The sequence below is a fragment of the Chloracidobacterium sp. genome (assembly GCA_016716305.1).
In the GTDB taxonomy this organism is placed as follows: Bacteria; Acidobacteriota; Blastocatellia; order Pyrinomonadales; family Pyrinomonadaceae; genus OLB17.
In genome coordinates, this window is the sequence record JADJWP010000002.1 from 2,712,127 (window position 1) to 2,727,105 (window position 14,979).

General features: G+C 52.3%; 13 protein-coding genes and 2 tRNA genes. 7 read left to right on the plus strand and 8 right to left on the minus strand.

Annotated elements, in window-relative coordinates; genetic code table 11:
* Positions 1-3 precede the first annotated feature (3 nt).
* On the plus strand, positions 4-228 hold the full coding sequence (locus IPM28_14325; protein ID MBK9174158.1) for a hypothetical protein: 225 nt from the start codon (positions 4-6) through the stop codon (positions 226-228).
* A gap of 67 nt (positions 229-295) precedes the next feature.
* Here IPM28_14325 and IPM28_14330 read toward each other — a convergent pair whose 3' ends face one another.
* Entirely contained in the window at positions 296-958 is a 663-nt protein-coding gene (locus IPM28_14330; protein ID MBK9174159.1) for a hypothetical protein, read from the minus strand.
* Between the two features lie 1,097 nt (positions 959-2,055).
* On the opposite strand from IPM28_14330, the gene IPM28_14335 reads away from it, so the two are divergent.
* The 4 genes from IPM28_14335 (at position 2,056) to IPM28_14350 (ending at position 4,700) form a co-directional block, all read left to right on the plus strand.
* Entirely contained in the window at positions 2,056-2,517 is a 462-nt protein-coding gene (locus IPM28_14335; protein MBK9174160.1) for a hypothetical protein, read from the plus strand.
* A 36-nt stretch (positions 2,518-2,553) separates the two neighbouring features.
* Positions 2,554-3,264, plus strand: coding sequence for a DUF4328 domain-containing protein (locus IPM28_14340; protein ID MBK9174161.1), 711 nt, complete (start codon positions 2,554-2,556; stop codon positions 3,262-3,264).
* Positions 3,265-3,330: 66 nt separating this feature from the next.
* Positions 3,331-3,403 (plus strand) — tRNA-Ile (locus tag IPM28_14345).
* 73 nt (positions 3,404-3,476) lie between these two features.
* Positions 3,477-4,700, plus strand: a complete 1,224-nt coding sequence (locus IPM28_14350) for a pyridoxal phosphate-dependent aminotransferase (protein MBK9174162.1) — start codon at positions 3,477-3,479, stop codon at positions 4,698-4,700.
* Between the two features lie 19 nt (positions 4,701-4,719).
* On the opposite strand, the gene IPM28_14355 is transcribed toward IPM28_14350, so the two are convergent.
* The 7 genes from IPM28_14355 to IPM28_14385 form a co-directional block, all read right to left on the minus strand.
* Positions 4,720-4,794: transfer RNA gene (locus IPM28_14355), tRNA-Glu, on the minus strand.
* A gap of 48 nt (positions 4,795-4,842) precedes the next feature.
* Positions 4,843-5,277 (minus strand): hypothetical protein, encoded by a 435-nt coding sequence (locus IPM28_14360; GenBank protein ID MBK9174163.1) that lies wholly within the window; start codon positions 5,275-5,277, stop codon positions 4,843-4,845.
* 120 nt (positions 5,278-5,397) lie between these two features.
* On the minus strand, positions 5,398-6,297 hold the full coding sequence (locus IPM28_14365) for a TlpA family protein disulfide reductase (GenBank protein ID MBK9174164.1): 900 nt from the start codon (positions 6,295-6,297) through the stop codon (positions 5,398-5,400).
* A 60-nt stretch (positions 6,298-6,357) separates the two neighbouring features.
* Positions 6,358-6,798 carry a hypothetical protein gene (locus tag IPM28_14370; GenBank protein ID MBK9174165.1) on the minus strand — a complete coding sequence of 147 codons (441 nt, stop codon included), beginning with the start codon at positions 6,796-6,798 and terminating at the stop codon, positions 6,358-6,360.
* A 54-nt stretch (positions 6,799-6,852) separates the two neighbouring features.
* A complete protein-coding gene (locus IPM28_14375; GenBank protein ID MBK9174166.1) occupies positions 6,853-7,284 on the minus strand; it encodes a hypothetical protein in 432 nt (143 codons plus the stop codon).
* Between the two features lie 74 nt (positions 7,285-7,358).
* On the minus strand, positions 7,359-8,459 hold the full coding sequence (gene ychF / locus IPM28_14380) for a redox-regulated ATPase YchF (protein MBK9174167.1): 1,101 nt from the start codon (positions 8,457-8,459) through the stop codon (positions 7,359-7,361).
* A 144-nt stretch (positions 8,460-8,603) separates the two neighbouring features.
* Entirely contained in the window at positions 8,604-10,973 is a 2,370-nt protein-coding gene (locus IPM28_14385; GenBank protein MBK9174168.1) for a DUF1906 domain-containing protein, read from the minus strand.
* A gap of 161 nt (positions 10,974-11,134) precedes the next feature.
* Between IPM28_14385 and IPM28_14390 the strand changes: the two genes are divergently transcribed.
* Together IPM28_14390 and IPM28_14395 are read left to right on the plus strand one after the other, a co-directional pair.
* Positions 11,135-13,192 carry a hypothetical protein gene (locus IPM28_14390; protein ID MBK9174169.1) on the plus strand — a complete coding sequence of 686 codons (2,058 nt, stop codon included), beginning with the start codon at positions 11,135-11,137 and terminating at the stop codon, positions 13,190-13,192.
* 4 nt (positions 13,193-13,196) lie between these two features.
* On the plus strand, positions 13,197-14,978 hold the full coding sequence (locus IPM28_14395; protein MBK9174170.1) for a TIGR03663 family protein: 1,782 nt from the start codon (positions 13,197-13,199) through the stop codon (positions 14,976-14,978).
* The last annotated feature ends 1 nt before the right edge of the window (position 14,979 follow it).

Sequence of the window (14,979 nt, forward strand, 5' to 3'; positions counted from 1 at the left end):
TATATGGAACGAGATAATTTGATGCACGGAGCACGCACAGCGTTGAATACGATTCCGGAAATACGCGAATGGGCCGAAAACTATCTAAAGGAAAAGACCCGGGCGGAAATGACCGAGTTGTCAGAAGAAGAGTTCGAAAAATACTGGAAATATCACAAACCCGAGATCATTCACGCCGGAGCGGCAGAGGCAATGACCGCATTTCGCGAACGGCAGACCGGCGGATAAACTAAAGAAACGGGAGATAAGTCGATCGTTTTATCTCCCGTTTCGTGTTTTGTGAATAAAGGCCTATCTAAACTCCTGGCATCGCCTTTTTCAGAGGTTTCAATAACAATGCGAGTACCACGGCCATGAACAAGGCCATACACCCAAGGACGATAAAGAACTTCGATTGGTACCAAATACTCCAGTAAATACCGATCATCGTCAGCTTGTTGCCGATCGCCGTAGCTACGAACCAGCCGCCCATCATCAACCCTCGCATTCGGATAGGAGCAACTTTAGAAACGAGCGATAGCCCCATCGGTGAAAGCATCAGCTCGCCGAGCGACAGGATGCCGTACGCCAGTAGAAGCCAGAAAGGCGAGACCTGGAAGAGGTAGGCATGCTTTAAGATCGAATCCTTATACTTCGAACCTTCGCCCGGAGCGACCTTGTCGATCGCAGCGATCAGTCGGTCACTGCCTTCGGTTTTAACGCCGGTGGCCTTGTCGGTCTCCGGAGAGAATTTGACGTCATCGATCAAATTCTTGCCTTCATCAGTCTTGGCCGCCATCACTTTTTCGAGCGTTTCGGCGGACATTCCTTCGGCTTTCAGATTGTTGACGACACGTTCGTTTATGCGAAACGATCCGCCCTGCATCTCGGCCGCTGTGTAGGTCTTGCCTTCACCGAGCGTTGCCGCGTACCAGAGAACGAAGAACGAAAGGCCGGTGAGAAGCATTCCGAACGCCATCTTTGTCGGTGTCGAAGGCTCTTTGCCGCGTTTATCGAGAAAGCCCCAGAACCAGACGAGCGGGAACGTGAGGATGATGATCCACATCGGATTGATCGCGTTCGAGATCGTTCCGGTCACATTCCACGCAGTATTGTCGTCGGCCCAATAGGTCAAGGTCGACCCGTTTTGATGAAACACCATCCAGAAAACGATAACGATCAAAAAGATCACGATCAGTGCGGCTACTCGCTTCCAATCAGGGACCGTGTCCATCAACGATTGTTTGTTGCGTGCCTTCGCGGCGTCGCCGCCATCATCAACGTGTTCGATCTCGGCCGGAGTCTCGACGATGCCGGCGGCCCGGTTTGCCCTTGCCGTCTGTCTATCGGCAAGAGCATTCGGATCTTCGACAATGTTCTTGAACTTCCAGAGGATCGCGACCGAGATGACCATTCCGAACGCTGCGACCGCAAATGCCGCGTGGAAGCCGAAGTATGCCCTAACGACTTCCATTACGATCGGAGCAAGCATCGCACCGACGTTTATCCCCATGTAAAAGATATTGTAGGCACGGTCCTTGAGGTGGCTGCCTTCCGGATAAAGGTTGCCGACCATCGTCGAAACGTTCGGCTTGAAGAAGCCGTTACCGATAACTAGGCACGTTAACGCGAGGTATACTGCCCAGACGGCAGGAATCGACAACAGGCCATGGCCTGCCATGAAGAAAAACCCGCCGATCATCACGGCTTTGCGATAGCCCGTGAACCGGTCGGCGATAAATCCGCCGATCAGCGGGCTGGCATAGACGAACATCAAATAGTTGGCGTAGAGTGACGTTGCCTCGGACGCGGTCCAGCCAAACCCCTCGGTCGGATCACGAAGATATAGCGTGAACAATGCCAGCATCGAATAGAAGCTGAAACGTTCCCACATTTCGGTTCCGAAAAGTGCATACAATCCGGGAGGATGTTTGTCGTGTCCGGCCGCATCTGATGCGGCATTAAACGTCGCTGCATTTGAGCTCATCAATTTTCCTCGTGTTTTGTTTGAATTTTGAAGAGAGTCAGGCAAAAATATAGCAGATAAATCGGGCAACTTAAAGGAATTCGTTTGCAATGACCTCCATTTTCCTTCCACGTTTGCTTATTGTTCTCTTGATCGTCGCGCCGAATTTGTTGGCGCAAGCGTCGACTCGAGCCGTTCCGGCGTCGGAGGTCAACGGCACGTTTAGATCGTATTTCAAGGGAAGGTTCAAAGATTCTGCAAACGAGATCAAGATCCTTACACTCGGCAAAGGACGGCTGAAAGTGTCGTTCGATCTCGTTTATCCTTATATTGACGGCAACGGCGGGCTTTCGGCTAATATAGGTCAGATCGATGGATTTGCGACGATCAGCGGAAACACCGCCGTATTTGCCTCGGACGAGTTTGGCCGATGCCGGATCAACATAAGATTCGTTCGAACCGGAACGATCGAGGTTTTTGATGTCGATTCCGGTTCAGCCTGCGGTTTCGGATTCAACGTCACGGCAAGCGGCACATACAAGCGTGTCAGCAAGCTAAAGCCAAAATTCTAACGTTCAACACCAGAAAAGGACTTAAGGAAAAACAAAATGGTAGAGGGATATCGATCCGCAAGGAATCTTTCATATTTTGCGATCGGAGGATTGGCCCTGATCGCGGTAACGGATCTCATTTCGGTTGGGCTAAGCGTCGGTCAGATGGTGAATCCTGCGATGTCGGTCAACCTTGACGAACCCGTTGACTTGTCGCTTTGGATGATGCTTCAGAGTTTTGTTATTTTGCTCCGTTTTCCGTTTTATGTCGCGACGGTCGTTTTGTTCCTGGTTTGGATGTACAGGGCGCATAAGAACCTTGAGTTCCTTCGTCCGACCGATCTGCGATTTACGCCGGGTTGGGCCGTTGGTTGGTGGTTCATTCCCTTTGCGAATCTCGTTAAACCGTTCCAGGCGATGCGTGAGATCTGGTGCGAGAGTGACCCAGAAGTTGCCGACGAACCTGCGTTCCTTTCTGCAAGTCTGCACAGTGCACCGGCATTTATGGGCTTTTGGTGGGCTTTTTGGATCACTTCGAACATAGCTTCGAATGTGACGGGAAATCTATTCGATCCTGAAAACATGGACCGGGTCCAGTTAACGGGAATGATGTTCCTTGCCACTGGCATTCTTTCGATGGTTGCCGCTGCGCTAGCTATAATGGTGGTTCGCGACACCACGAACCGGCAGGAACAGCGGTTTGCAAAGATCGGAGCATCGACCGTGAGCGCGCCGCCCCCGCCGCCGACGTTCGGCGGCATCACCTAGTTTCGAGAAGTCGGATGATGCAACATTTGCGCGGTCTAATGGTTTGATTTACACTTCTAACTTCATGCCCTTGTAGCTCAACGGTTAGAGCAGCAGACTCATAATCTGTTGGCTGTAGGTTCGAATCCTACCGAGGGCATGCCATTTTCTACTTCATCGACAGCCCCCATTTAGCCCGATGTCCGTCATCAAACAATAGCGGAGAACCTTAGTTGCGAACGATATTGAAATCCGGAAAGCTCGCTGATGTCTTTTACGACATTCGCGGCCCAGTCCTCGACCTCGCTCAGCGAATGGAGGAAGAGGGCCAGCACATCATCAAACTGAATATCGGCAACCTTGCGGCTTTCGGTTTTGATCCGCCGGACGAAATAGTCCAGGATATGATCCGAAATTTGCCGGCGGCGGCGGGTTATACGGATAGCAAAGGGCTTTTTGCTCCACGAAAGTCAGTCGTTCATTATTCTCAACAGAAACATATCGCCGACGTAAGTGTGGATGACGTATACCTTGGAAACGGTGCGTCCGAGCTCATCACGATGTCGCTTAACGCTCTTCTTGATGCGGGCGACGAAGTGCTGGTGCCCGCGCCCGATTATCCGCTCTGGACCGGATCGGTCTCGTTGGCCGGCGGCCGTCCCGTTCACTATCTTTGCGACGAATCGAACGAATGGCTTCCTGATCTCGTGGATATCGAATCGAAGATTACGGCACGCACCCGCGGAATTGTCGTGATAAATCCGAACAATCCGACAGGCGCTCTTTACTCGGTCGAAACTCTTCAGGCGATCGTTGATATTGCACGCGAACGACATCTCGTCGTGTTCGCCGACGAGATCTATGATAAAACGCTCTACGACGGCAATTCCCACACGAGCATTGCTTCTTTGGCGAGCGACGTGCTGTTTTTGACGTTCAACGGTTTGAGCAAAAATTACCGTTCGTGTGGATATCGCGCGGGCTGGATGATCGTTTCGGGCCGCAGATCGACCGCTGCCGACTATATCGAAGGGCTGAATATGCTCTCGTCAATGCGTTTGTGTTCAAACACTCCAGGACAGTTGGCGATACAGACGGCTCTCGGCGGCTATCAAAGCATCGATGATCTCGTGGCTCCGGGCGGACGATTGTATCGGCAGCGTGACCGCGCATACGAACTGTTGACGAAGATTCCCGGCGTTTCGGTCGTCAAGCCAAAGGCTGCCCTTTACATGTTTCCGCGTCTCGACCCTGAAATGTATCCGATCGATGACGATCAGCAATTCGCATGTCAACTGCTTGCCGAAGAAAAGGTGCTGATCGTTCAAGGGACCGGTTTTAACTGGCCTGGCAACGACCATTTTCGCCTCGTTTTTCTGCCGAACGTCGACGACCTGCACGAGGCCATCGGCCGCATCGCGCGTTTTCTCGAACGCTACCGCTCACGCAAAAATTGAGATCGGGATCAGGAATAGATGGTAGCGCCTAGGGGAATCGAACCCCTCTTTCAAGAATGAGAATCTTGCGTCCTAACCGATAGACGAAGGCGCCATTTACCGGGAGAGCTTGATTTTCGCCCAGAATCAGGCGGAATGCAAGCTAAAATGAAAACGTGTACGTCATACCGGGATCCTTGCCCCCGACCATCAAGAATGTAAGGCCGTGAGCGTCGTTGAATGTGTAGGTCAGACTCGGATGTGCCTTTACACCGTCGAACTGTATCAACGAGGTAAGGCGGTATGGAAAACGGATATTCAGTCCGCCGATGAACCGAAATTTCTTTTCATAGGACCCATAAACAATGCCGCCATATGGTGCTATCGGAAGGCCGGTCCAATGCTGCAGGTCCTTGCTTGCGGTCAGGTAGACCGATGTTCCGCTTGGAGTACCGATACGGTCCGAACTGATACCGAAAATTATCGCCGGACGGTTTTTTGTCTCGGTGACCGGAATTATGGTGATCAGGGGGTGAAGCTCGCCGACCTTCGGATTGTATTCGACACCGATGTGGAATCGGGGGTGCAATCGGTACATCAGCGTTGAGCGCACGGCGGCCCGATCGACCTGGCCGCTGAGCAACCGGAAACCAAGAGTGAACTTTTTTGGGTTATCGGCCGTCCCCCGGACAGCCTGGCCTTCGCCCGGTCAGACCGGTCAAGCAGGCACAAGAGAAGCATTCCGGGTTTTCGACTTCTGTGCAATTGCGGCTTTTTCAGCCTGCGACACCTTTGGCAGCAGCAATTTGTCGAGTTCTTTACGGAGAGCATCGGGTTTTATAATGCCTATCTCGCGCCAAACGATCTTCCCTTGCTGATCGATCACAACAGTTGCCGGCAGCACGCGCCCGACACCGAACCGCTCCATGTCGTCGGCCGACGCTCCGATCCATACCGGGAAATTCACCTTTACTTCGCGAATGAATTTCAGAACTGTTGCCGATTGTGCCGCAGGATCACCGGCGGCTCCGATCACCTGAACGCCAAAAGGTGCATAATCGTTCTGGATCGAAGCAAGGTCGGGCATTTCCTTTCTGCATGGCTCGCACCACGTCGCCCAAAAATTGAGGACAACGATTCGCCCACGCAAGCCGGCGAGCGATTGCTCCGCTCCGGTCAGGTCTTTGAGGCTCAAGGTCGCCAATTCGGGAACAGGAGCTGGTTTGGATGCAGGGGTTTCGAGAACACGAAGAGCGTTTACCTTGATAATGCGCTTATCCTTTTCGACTCGGACCTCACCTTCGATCTCGACCGTTTTCGGAACAAGATCGAGAAAGTCCTTTTTGGCGGGCTTGTATCGTCCTGGTTCCAAAATGTAAAGCGTAAAGCCTTTTGCATCCTCTACAGCAAGGGCTTGCGGGATATCCAATTCTGAACAATCGACAGCACACTGAATATCAGCGGCATTGCCATATGGTGATGTTTTGCGGTCGGGTGCCTCGAACCAACATGTAGAGCAAACGACCTGGCCGACGAGTTTGGTCTGGCCGGATATCGCGCCGGACAATGAATGACCAAAAAGAAGAAGGGCAAAAACCAGCAGGGTTTGGTTTTTCATTTCGAATAGATATTGAGTTGCGGGAGCCCTCTAAAGACCGGGCTCCCGTCTGCGGTCAGGTCAGGCTTTTGTTTCGTTTTTCTCTTTACAGCATGCGCAGTTCTCACAGCAATTCTTTTCGCCGGAACCGCTCACAGCATCAGATGCTGCTCCTGACGAGTCCTTTTTCATTGGACACGAATCGCCGCAGCAGTCACAACAGCCTTTGCCTTCGGTTTTTGCGTGCTCACCGTTATGTTTTGAGCAGCACGACATTTTTGCGTGCTCGCCCTTCTCGTCATTACCCTTTGCTTTCATCGGGCATGAGTCACTCTTCTTACAGCACGAAGCAGAAGCATTCAGATCAGTGCCGGACTGAGTATAAGCGAATGCGGCGATAGCGAGCGCAAAAACAGCGAGGATGCTAAATAATATAAAGCTACGTTTCTTCATTTTAAGTTCTCCTGACTCAACTTGAGTATCTGTATAACCATGCAACGCCCAAAAATGTTGAACGCGCATCCAAAATAGACATGCGAGCCGATAAAAAGGCTCAAAGCAAGGTGAGGCGAAAGGCTAGATCAGAAGAACGCAATGCATGACCCTATCTAAGCGACGATCGATAGGAGGACCGCGATATGGGGGTATCGAATTCGAAAAAGGTCGTTCAACCTTCATAAGAACGTGATCGATGTAACTCAGCTCGGCCATCATGACCGAAGGTGCCGGCGTCTGCTGCTTTGATTCGATCGGAGCGGCGACAAAGGTTACTGTGAGCGGACAACAGTCTTCGTCCGCGCCAATGTCCGTAACTGCGGGAACATCCGGAACCGCCGCCAACATGGCCTTTGTTGAAAGACCATTGCCAATGGGGCAATGGTCGGCTTTCTCGTAAGAGGCTTCGACCGTCTGGCAATAGGCGACACAAAGCGCTCCGAATCCGTTGAGACAAATAAATGCCAGAACGAAGACCGTGAGAACCCGTGTTGTAATTGAGCGGACGTTCATCTTATAACAATATATTACTTCGAGACTCCGCCAAATGTGACGGAAATCACTTTGTCGAAATATCTGGATCGGGATCAAACATTGAATCGAAAGTCAACGACATCTCCATCCTGCATCACGTACTCTTTACCCTCGAGACGGGCCAGGCCCTTTTCGCTGGCGGCCTTTCGTGAACCGCAGGCAACGAGATCATCATAGCTCACGATCTCGGCGCGAATAAAGCCGCGTTCAATATCGGTGTGAATCTCGCCTGCGGCCTGTGGTGCCTTAGTGCCGATCGGAATGGTCCATGCACGCACCTCCTTTTCACCTGCGGTCAAAAACGACATCAGGCCGAGCATGTGGTAAGCCGCTTTGATCAGTTTATCGACACCGCTTGAGTCCAGGCCGAGATCCTTCAAATAATCGGCCCGATCGGCAGGATCAAGAGCAACAAGTTCTGCCTCAAGCTTTGCACAGATCGCAACGACATCTGAATTTTCCGTTTTTGCGTGCTCGATCACTTTCTGGACGTGTGGATTAGACGCCGGATCGGCAAGCGTTGCCTCATCAACATTTGCAGCATAGATCGTCGGCTTTGATGTAAGCAGAAACCACTTCCTGACGATCTCACGCTCGTCGTCCGTCAGGTTTGCGGCCCGAACGGGGCGTCCTTCCTCAAGCACCGGCAAGATCTTGTCAATGATCTCGAGCTCGCGTTTTGCGTCTTTATCGCCCGACTTTGAACCCCGAACGGCCTTTTCCTTACGCTTCTCGATCGACCCAAGGTCTGCAAGGGCGAGTTCGATCTGGATCGTCTCGATATCGCGGATCGGATCGACAGTTCCCTCGACATGAACGATATTCTCGTCCTCGAAGCAACGGACGACCTGGATCACTGCGTGTGTTTCGCGAATATTCGCCAAAAACTGGTTGCCAAGCCCCTCGCCTTTCGAAGCCCCGCGAACTAGTCCGGCAATGTCGACAAACTCGACAGTTGCAGGCACGGTCTTCTGAGCCTTGTTCATCTTTTCGAGGACAGCAAGGCGTTCATCTGGAACGGCCACGACCCCCACATTTGGCTCTATCGTCGCAAAAGGGTAGTTTGCCGCCAACGCAGCCTCTTGCGCGGTAAGGGCATTAAAGAGTGTTGATTTTCCAACGTTGGGAAGCCCAACGATTCCTGCCTGTAACATAGATTTGAGATCAGCCGACCAACAAAAACAATGATTTTACCTTTGATCTGAGTACAAGTTCAATCCGCAGCTCAGAATAAATGAAACGAACCGCCCATGCCTTAGCGGCGAGAGGCGGTTCGTCAATATCCGGCGTTCTTAAGTCTACTGCTGAGGCAAATAAGCATTCGGTATCGATCGATCGGTCGAAAGGCCGAACTGAACCGCGCCAAATCCGTTCTGACTTTGCAGCAGATACCAAACACTGGTCGACGGCCGGAAAACCGCAAAATCGGCTCGACCATCGCCGTCATAGTCGCCCGTCGAGGGGATATCACCCGCTAAACCGAATGGGACTACGGCCGCACCGGCAGTCGTCTGAAGCAGATACCATATGCCGTCACGAAAAACCGAAAGGTCGGCTTTGCCGTCGCCGTCGAAATCGCCTTGCGCCGGCCGATCCGATGCCAATCCCCACTGAACGGCGGTGAATCCGCCGTCCGAACTGCGAAGCGAATACCAAGCACCGTTCGAAGGCCTGAAGACCGATACATCGGCCTTGCCGTCACCGTCATAATCGGCCGAAACGGGCTTGTCACCGTCGAGTCCGAACTGAAGAATGGTGTATGTGCCGCGACTGTCGGAATTGGAAATGTACCAGATCCCGGTCGAAGGTCGAAAGACCGCAACATCGGTTTTGCCGTCGCCGTTGTAATCGGCGGGGACGGGAATATCGCCGGTAGTTCCAAAAGCACGCGATGAGTAAAATCCTGCCTTCGTCAAGAAATGCCAACCGCCATTCTCAGGCCTGAATACCGAAAGATCGGTCTTGCCGTCGCCATCATAATCGCCCGGTGTAAGGACGTCGTTCGCGAGTCCGAAACCGATCGCTGAGAAACCGCCATTCGAACTCATTAGCGCGTACCAAACACCGGTCTCTGGCCTAAATACGCTGATGTCGGTCCTTTGGTCGCCGTCAAAGTCAGCGTTCTTGTTTCGAGGAATCGCGAGCCCTGCAACCGGAGCGTCTGAGATGTTGCCGTCGATGTTGAATGTCACACCGCCCCAGGTCTCATTGTGCGGAGCCTCCCATTGCTTAATACGCTGATGGTTTGCCCATTCATTCGTTGGGAAATTTGGAAATGTGATATACGTCCATACCGAGGGAACATTGTCCCAACGGGCCATCCAGATCGCGTCCATCTTGCTTGCCGGCGGCAGATTTACCCAATCTTCCTGGGCATTCTTCGGCGAGCCGTACGTTCCTGATTTGTACCCAAGTTCTTTGACGCGGTCCGTCCAGCCTTTCAGGAAAGCGACCGTCGCCGTACGGCACCCGAGTGTGTCGGGCGTCGGCGGATCGTATCGTTCCATATCGTAATAAAGTATCGAACCAGCTGTAAGCCCGAGGTTTATCGCGTCGGCAACAGCGATATCGGCTTCGCCGCGGCCTTGCTGTTCGGATACAACCGGGTCGTAGCTGTGCTTCTGGATCGTCTGACTCGAAGAATTTATACATGGCGACTGGTAACCAACGATCGTCGGGATCAAGCCCCAGCCCATAGCTGTGACCTGGTCGACCCAGGCCGCTGTAAGCTGCGGCTGAGAGCATGCTCGATTACGGCCGCTCATATAGATGTTGGAATCGTAGAACCACGAGTTGTTCCACCACGTTAGCATCTGAGAAACCGTTCCGGCGGTACATTTGTCAAAGCCGCGATTAAGACTGATACGCGTCGTACCACCCGGGGGGGCCGAGAACAATGGTGAAGACGCCGCCTCGAGTTCGGCTCTTGCTCGGACTTTCTCGGTTGCCGCAGCGACATCGGTCGGCGTCGCGTCGATGCCGCGTATCGAGATTATCGATGCCTGATAGCAGCCGGTCTTGTATCCGACGCATCGGCCTTCGGTGGACAATGTCCAATCGCCCGAATACGTCGATGCTTCGGCGCCGTCGTTCGCGCGCATTTCGAGCGAACGTTCAACGAATCTCCACGATCTTCCATCTGATGATGACCATATCGCAGACCCTTCAAAGTTGGACGATGTCTGAATCCGAAATTCGATATAAGTCATTCGACCTTCGAAAGCGATTCGAGCATCACGGGTAGACACCTCGATCTTCTTGATGCCCGGGAGAACAACTTGGTGCGCCTGCCATGTGTTGCCACCGTCAGAGGTGATTGCGAGCACAAGCAGATCACCAAGATGATCTGCGATCAAGGCGGTGCCGGTCTGTTTGTCTCGAAATTCGACGTCCGCGATCATAGAGCCTCGGCTGATAGGTAGATCCAGTTTTTTCCATTCGCGGCCTGCAGAATCGGTTCGGTATATCGAATCATCGGTAAAAGCGATCCCGGAACTGCCCGAAATATTCTGGATACCCCTGATCGTTGCCCGATCGCGAAGCGACCCATTGACCGATGTTCCAAGATCATCTGAAAGGACGAGCATGTTCCGATTCAGAACTTCCTGCGCAGTTGCGGTCATCACAGCCAAAAAAAGACACAGCACCAAAAACAAATAATCCCTCATTTGAAAATCCCTCCGAATTGACATCGCGAATGCTTATGGATAGTCGGGAAAGTATAGCCGATATCGATTGGTATTTCTAACGTCGGCGGGTCGTCACCGCGAAACTTTGCCGTAACGCTAAAGTGCGTTAACTTATCAGGCAGACTAGTCAGTCTAATCGAATGGTTTTCGCACTTCTTCTATTTCTGCTGCTCGCGATAGGCGGCGTCGGGTTGACCTATCTTATCGACGAGGACGAGCCGCTGTTGTGGAGGCTCGCTGCCGGAGGTGTAATAAGCAGCGCTGTCTGCGGAACTGCCGGATTCGTTTTGGGTTCGGCGATCGGATTCGGTCAACCGACGGTGGTTCTCGCGATGGCATTGACATTGGTACCGTTACTGCTGTTGCTGAGTCCTGGCCGTAAGAAACTGCTGGGCCGCGATCTGGCCAGGGCGAAGGGCAAGATCGAGGGTGCGAATGCCATCAAACTCGTTCGTTTTGTCTATTACGCGTTCTTTGTTGCACTTTTTGTTTTCTTCTTTGACCGGGCAATGATCGTCACAGATCAAGGCATCTTCACAGGCGGCTCTAACAATTTGGGCGATCTGCCGTTTCATCTCGGGGCGATCTTTTCGTTTACCGAAGGCAACTTGTTTCCGCCCGAGAATCCGAATTTCGCAGGTGCGAAGTTCTCGTACCCATTCATCGCCGACCTCGTAACGGCGATGTTCATGAAACTGGGCGTTGGTGTCCGCGAAGCGATGCTCGTGCAGAATGTCGCGTGGGCTTTGTCGCTGCTCGTAATTCTCGAAAGGCTGGTTCTTCGGCTGACAAACGACCGCGTCGCGGCGAAGGTCGCGCCATTCCTGCTTTTTTTCAGCGGCGGCTTCGGTTTTGTGTGGTTCCTGGGTGACTACTGGGCACAATCTAGGGGATTCCTCGAACTTTTTAGTGCCCTGCCTAGAGATTACACCATCGGCGACGAGTTTAGGTGGGGAAACTCGCTGATCACATTGTTCCTGACGCAGAGAAGCCTCTTGCTCGGGATGCCGATAACGCTTATAGTCATCGGATTTCTCTGGAAGGTCTTTTTGGCCGACGAAAGTACAAAGACGGGCAAAACGGCGACGGTCACGTCCGGGAAACCACCGATCTCTTGGATATTTCGCGAACCCAACCTGATCATAATGGGCTTATTGTCGGGCATGCTTGTTTTGATCCACCTTCACAGCCTCGCTGCTTTGTTCGTGGTCTGCTCCTTCCTGCTCGTCATTCGCCCTGACAGATCGCGCACAATCAGGTTGCTGATCTTTGGGGCGTTCGTTGCGCTTGTAGCTGTCCCGGAATTGATATGGTCGATGACGGGAAGCGCTACGAAAGCGAGGGAGTTCGTTGGGTGGCATTTCGGCTGGGACAGTCGTGACGACAACGTCGTTTGGTTTTGGTTGAAGAACACTGGGCTTGTTATACCCTTTATTGCGCTTGGTGTTTACCTCATCGTTCGATCGAAAGGCGAATCGAATATTGAGCCCGAATCGACCGATCAGATCAAGCGAAAGCACAAAAAAAGACACGAAGACAAGCAAAAAGGAACATCGATGGGATGGCCTATCGTCATGTTCTATATACCATTCGCTTTTCTTTTCGTCGTCTCAAATACGGTCAAGTTTGCACCGTGGGAGTGGGACAACATCAAGATCCTTATCTATTGGTACGTGATGTCGATCCCATTCGTTGCATTTGCGGTAGCATGGGCGTGGAACAAAAATGGCTGGGCTCGAATCTCCGCAATTTTTGCTTCAGGAATTCTGATATTTAGCGGCTCACTTGATGTATGGCGAACGGTTTCAGGGCAGATAAATTACCGTGTGTTCGATTCGGACGCGATCACAGTAGCGAATCGAATTCGAGCGTCGACACGACCCGATTCACTGTTCCTGAATGCCCCGACCTACAATTCGGCGGTGGTGCTTTCCGGCCGGCCCTCGCTGATGCGGTATTCAGGCCATCTTTCGTCGCACGGCATCGACTACAGCAAGCGCGAATCTGATGTGAGGTCGATCTATCGCGGCGGGCCGCAGGCGACGGCCTTGATACGGGAATATGGCATCGAATTCGTTCTGATCTCACCGGAAGAGCGAAACACGTTGGCTCCTAATGAAAGCTATTTTGCCCAATTTCCGGTGATTGCGGAGTCGGGCCAATATAAGGTCTACCGGGTTCGGTCATTGGATCGATAGTTGAATGAACACTCATAGCGAAGAGAACATTGCCGCTGGACGAAAGCAGTTCGACGTTGTGTGGCTGCTGAGCTGTACTGCGGTGACCACAGTTGCGGTGGCGTTGAGATTCGTGCTGCTCGGCCTCAAGCCGTTTCATCACGACGAGGGTGTAAATGGTTGGTTTCTGACCAATCTCTTCCGCGACGGCGTATACAAGTACGATCCGGCAAACTACCACGGCCCAACGCTTTACTACATATCGCTGGCGTTTTCCAAATTGTTCGGCCTCGAAACGATCCCGGTGCGATGGAGCGTTGCGATCTGGGGCGTTTTGACCGTTGTTCTGGCGTTTTTTCTTCGTAGGTATATCGGGCATATCGGAGCTCTATCGGCCGCTTGGTTTTTGGCTCTTTCTCCGGGCATGGTCTTCATCTCAAGGTATTTTATCCATGAGATATTCTTCGTGTTTTTAAGTCTCGCGTTTGTCGTTGCGGTGGTCTTATTCATCGAAAAGGAAAGGGCAGGGCCAATTGCGATAGGCTCGACCGCACTTTTACTTCTTGTTTGCTTTTTTCCGTCAACACTCAACATCGCGTCGGCGTTGGCAGGCGACGACCGTTCAAGATATGTCTCTTACGGGGTCGGCTTTTTTGTTGTTGAAGCGATTCTCGTCTTTCTCGTAATTCGAATGCTGATGGCCTGGCGAGACGGCCGGCCCATTTATTTCTTGCTCGCGTCAGCATGCGTCTCTCTACTTTTTGCGACAAAAGAGACTGCGTTCATCACACTCGGAACAATGGCGATCGCAGCCGGTTTCGTATGGCTCTGGCGGCTTGTATTGACCAAGGCAAGAGGCGAGTCAGCCGCGGACGACCTTTCGGACGGCGATCTCACATGGACGCGTTTTCGTGAGGCAATGGGTTCGGGGATAGATCTGTATTTGCTAATGCTAGCCGGCGCGGTTCTGTTTCTGTATATCTTCGTTTTGTTCTTCTCGTCGTTCTTCAGTTATCCGGAAGGTGTCGGGCAGGCATTCGAGGCATATAATATCTGGACGAAAACGGGCAGCCGCGATCATGCGGACAACGGACTTTTCGCGTATATCAAGTGGGCGATCAGGATCGAATCGCCTTTGGTCGTGCTCTCCGCCCTCGGTACCGCGATCGCATTTTATCGGTCGCGGCACCGATTTGCGATGTTTGCGGGACTATGGACACTCGGCTTGTTCCTCGCCTACACGATCATTCCATACAAAACACCCTGGCTAGCGCTATCCTTCTTGCTCCCGGCATGTATTGCAGGCGGATATGCCATAAATGAGATCGCGAAATGGATGCGTCCGGCTGCCGCTGCCCTTTTGATCGCCGCGACCGCTGTTCTGGGTTATCAGACCTACGAGATCAATTTCGTCAGGTACGATGATGACCAGATGCCTTACGTATACGCTCATACGCGGCGCGAATTCTTAGAAATGGTCAGACAGATCGAATCGTATGCCGAGAAAAGCGGCAAGGGTAAACAAGCATCGGTCGAGGTCGTCTCGCCGGATTACTGGCCGTTGGTGTGGTATTTGAAAGATCATCCGAATGCTGTTTTTCACGGCAAGCTTACCGAAACGCGCGACGCCGACATAATTGTTGCGAAAAAACGCGAACAAGACGCCGAGGTGATCCGACGGTATTCGGCAAGTCATTTATTTGTAGGAATATACCCGTTGCGGCCCGGGGTCGACCTCATGCTGCTTGTCAGAAAAGATCTTGCCGGAAATGAGGGTAAAGAGCTTTATCGGTTGAACGACCGCTGAT